3 protein-coding genes are annotated in these 3,140 nt (G+C 71.4%); all 3 read left to right on the top strand.

The window, feature by feature from the left end; translation table 11 throughout:
* Positions 1-849: sugar ABC transporter permease (locus tag AB0C29_RS40785; protein WP_360832410.1), on the top strand; the 849-nt coding region annotated here is incomplete at its 5' end.
* Positions 849-1,730, top strand: a complete 882-nt coding sequence (locus tag AB0C29_RS40780) for a carbohydrate ABC transporter permease (protein ID WP_360832407.1) — start codon at positions 849-851, stop codon at positions 1,728-1,730. The genes AB0C29_RS40785 and AB0C29_RS40780, both read left to right, overlap by 1 nt.
* Positions 1,727-2,995, top strand: a complete 1,269-nt coding sequence (locus AB0C29_RS40775) for a glucarate dehydratase family protein (protein ID WP_360832404.1) — start codon at positions 1,727-1,729, stop codon at positions 2,993-2,995. Before AB0C29_RS40780 ends, AB0C29_RS40775 begins: the two co-directional genes overlap by 4 nt.
* Positions 2,996-3,140 lie beyond the last annotated feature (145 nt).

Raw genomic sequence — 3,140 nt, 5'->3', positions numbered from 1 at the left:
CTGCCGGCCTGGCTGTTCCTGGCCCCGGCCCTGCTGCTCTTCGCGGTCTTCAAGTTTGTGCCGATGGTCCGGGCCGTCGAGATGAGCTTCCACGAGGTACGGCCGTACCTCGGCGACCGCTTCGTCGGCCTGGCCAACTACCGCGACGTGCTCACCGACCCGTCGTTCACCTCGGCCATCGGTCACACCGTGGTGCTGGCCCTCGGGCAGACCCTCGGTTCGCTCGTGCTCGGTTTCGTCCTCGCGCTGCTGCTCGAAGGCTCGTCGCGGGGCCTGTGGTTCGTCCGCACGGCCGTCTTCCTGCCCACGGTCGCCGCGATGGCGGTGGTCGCCGAGCTGTGGCGCATCCTCTACTACCCGGTCGGCGACGGCGCGATCAACAGCATCCTCGGCTGGTTCGGCGCCGGCCCCTCGCAGTTCCTCAACTCCGCCGACTCGGCCCTGTGGTCGGTCATGGGCGTCGGCATCTGGCGCGGGGCACCGTACGACATGATGATCTTCCTGGCCGGCCTGGCCGGCGACGACCGCGCCCTCTACGAGGCGGCCGCCGCCGACGGCGCCGGCCCGCTGCGGCGGCTGTGGCATGTCACCGTGCCCGCGCTGCGCCCGGTGCTGACCATCCTGCTGACCCTGGCCGCGATCCGCGGCCTGCGGGTCTTCACCGAGATCTTCCTGCTGACCAACGGCGGGCCGAACGGTTCCACCGAGGTGGTCATGACGCTGGTCTACAAACTCGGGCTGGAACGCAACGAGCTGGGCATCGCCTCGGCCGGCTCGGTGCTGTTGCTGCTGGCCACGGTGGTGCTGACCGTCGCTGTGCGGGCCTCGCGCCGGCGGGAGGCCGCGTGATGAGCCGCCGCAACGTGGGTGCCCGGCTGGACACCGCGCTGGGCTGGGGCGCCGCACCGGGCCCGGTCGCGTTCGCCGCCCGGGTGCTGCTCTACCTGGTGCTGGTCGCGGTCTTCGCCGGGCCGCTGATCGCCCTGCTGGTCAGCGCCTTCACCCCGGTCACCGACCCGACCCGGCTGACGCTCATCCCGCACGGGCTGACCCTGGACAACTTCGCCGCGGCGGTGGACCGCGACGTGCTGACCTACCTGGCGAACTCGTTCATCGTGGTCGGCGGCGGGCTGCTGCTGCAGATCCTGGTGAGCGTCTCCGCCGCGTACGCGTTGGCCCGCAAGCGTTTCCCGGGCATGCAGCTGGTCCTGCTGCTGATCCTGTCCACCCTGATGCTGCCCGAGGAGATCCTGGCCATCCCGCTGTCGCTGGTGCTGGCCGACGTACCGGTGCTGCACGTCAACCTGATCGGCACCCTGGCCGGCATGATCATCCCGGTCGGGGCCTGGGCCTTCTCCATCCTGGTGATGACCGAGTTCATGAAGGAGATCCCCGTCGAGCTGGAGGAGGCGGCCCGCCTCGACGGCGCCGGCGACCTGCGGATCTTCTGGTCGGTGGTGCTGCCGTTGTGCCGGCCGGCGCTGGGCGTCATCGGCATCTTCGGCTTCACGATGATCTGGGACCAGTACATGCTGCCGCTGCTGGTCGCCGACGACGCGGCGAAGTTCACCCTGCCGCTGGCGCTGCGCACCCTGCGCAGCGACGATCAGGTGGGCCTCGGGGTGCTGCTCGCGGCCGCGCTGCTCGCGCTGCTGCCCTCGGTGCTGGCCTTCCTGGCCATGCAACGACAGTTCATGCGCGGCCTGACCTCAGGAGCCATAAAGGGATGACCACCTCGCTGCCCGTCGTCGCCGTGACGATCACGCCCATTGCTTTTCCCGATCCGCCGCTGCTCAATTCCGCCGGGGTGCACCAGCCCTGGGCGCTGCGCGCGATCGTGCAGGTCCACTGTGGTGACGAGCTGGTCGGGCTCGGCGAGACCTACGGCGACGCCCCGCACCTGGCGTTGCTGGAGCGCGCCGCCGGGGCGCTCGCCGGGCTGGATGTCTTCGACCTGGCCGGGCTGCGGGCCCGGATCGCCGCCGCGGTCGGGGTGGTGGACGCCCCCGACCGGCACGGGCTGACCGGCGGCTCCAGCGCCGAGAAGACCCTGGCCCGGATCGTCTCGCCGTTCGAGGTGGCCCTGCTCGACCTTCAGGGGCAGGTGACCGAGCGGCCCGTGCACGCGCTGCTCGGTGGCAAGGTCCGGGAGACCGTCCCGTTCTCGGCGTACCTGTTCTACAAGTGGGCCGGGCACCCCGGCGCGGAGCCCGACGAGTACGGCGAGGCGCTCGACCCGGCCGGCATCGTCGCCCAGGCCCGGCGCATGATCGACCGGTACGGCTTCCGCTCGATCAAGCTCAAGGGTGGTGTCTTCCCGCCGGAGCAGGAGATCGACGCGATCCGCGCACTGCGCGTGGCCTTCCCGGACCTGCCGCTGCGCCTGGACCCGAACTGTGCGTGGACCGTCGACACCTCGGTCAAGGTCGCCGAGGAGACCGCCGGCCTGCTGGAGTACCTGGAGGACCCGACCGCCGGGCTGGCCGGCATGGCCGAGGTCGCCGCGCTCGCCCCGATGCCACTGGCCACCAACATGTGCGTGGTGCGCTTCGCCGACCTGCCGGAATCGGTGGCGCGGGGCTCGGTGGGCATCGTGCTCGCCGACCACCACTACTGGGGCGGGCTCACCGCGTCGGCGCACCTGGCGACCATCTGCCGCACCTGGGGGCTCGGGCTGTCCATGCACTCGAACAGCCACCTGGGCATCAGCCTGGCCGCGATGACCCACCTGGCGGCGGCCACGCCGAACCTGACGTACGCGGTGGACACGCACATGCCGTGGCAGCTCGGCGTAGACGTGGTGGCCGAGCCGCTGCGCTTCACCGACGGCTCTGTCACCGTCCCGGACGCGCCGGGGCTCGGCGTCAGCCTGGACCCGGACGCGCTGGCCCGGCTGCACGAGAACTATCTGAACTGTGGGATCCGGGAACGCGACGACACCGCGTACATGCGGCTGTTCGAGCCCGGCTACACCAAGCGGAGGCCACGATGGTGAGCGGGCACGCGTACCCGTGGGATGTGCTGGGCGACCCGGACTTCGCCGGGCGGGCGGCCGAGGCCGTCGACGCGGTGACGCTGGCCGCGACGTACCACTCGGTCCGGGCCGCGACCCCGCTGCATCCGGCGCGGCGGGTCGTCGA

The sequence above is a fragment of the Actinoplanes sp. NPDC048791 genome (assembly GCF_040650095.1).
Lineage (GTDB): Bacteria > Actinomycetota > Actinomycetes > Mycobacteriales > Micromonosporaceae > Actinoplanes.
The sequence above is the reverse complement of the archived record's forward strand: the minus strand, read 5'-3'. Positions and strand labels throughout refer to the sequence as shown.

What these genes read in the sequence shown, in the direction of transcription:
- AB0C29_RS40775 (WP_360832404.1), top strand. Translation starts at nt 1,727, where the DNA reads ATGACCACCTCGCTGCCCGTCGTCGCCGTGACGATCACGCCCATTGCT.
- AB0C29_RS40780 (WP_360832407.1), top strand. Translation starts at nt 849, where the DNA reads ATGAGCCGCCGCAACGTGGGTGCCCGGCTGGACACCGCGCTGGGCTGG.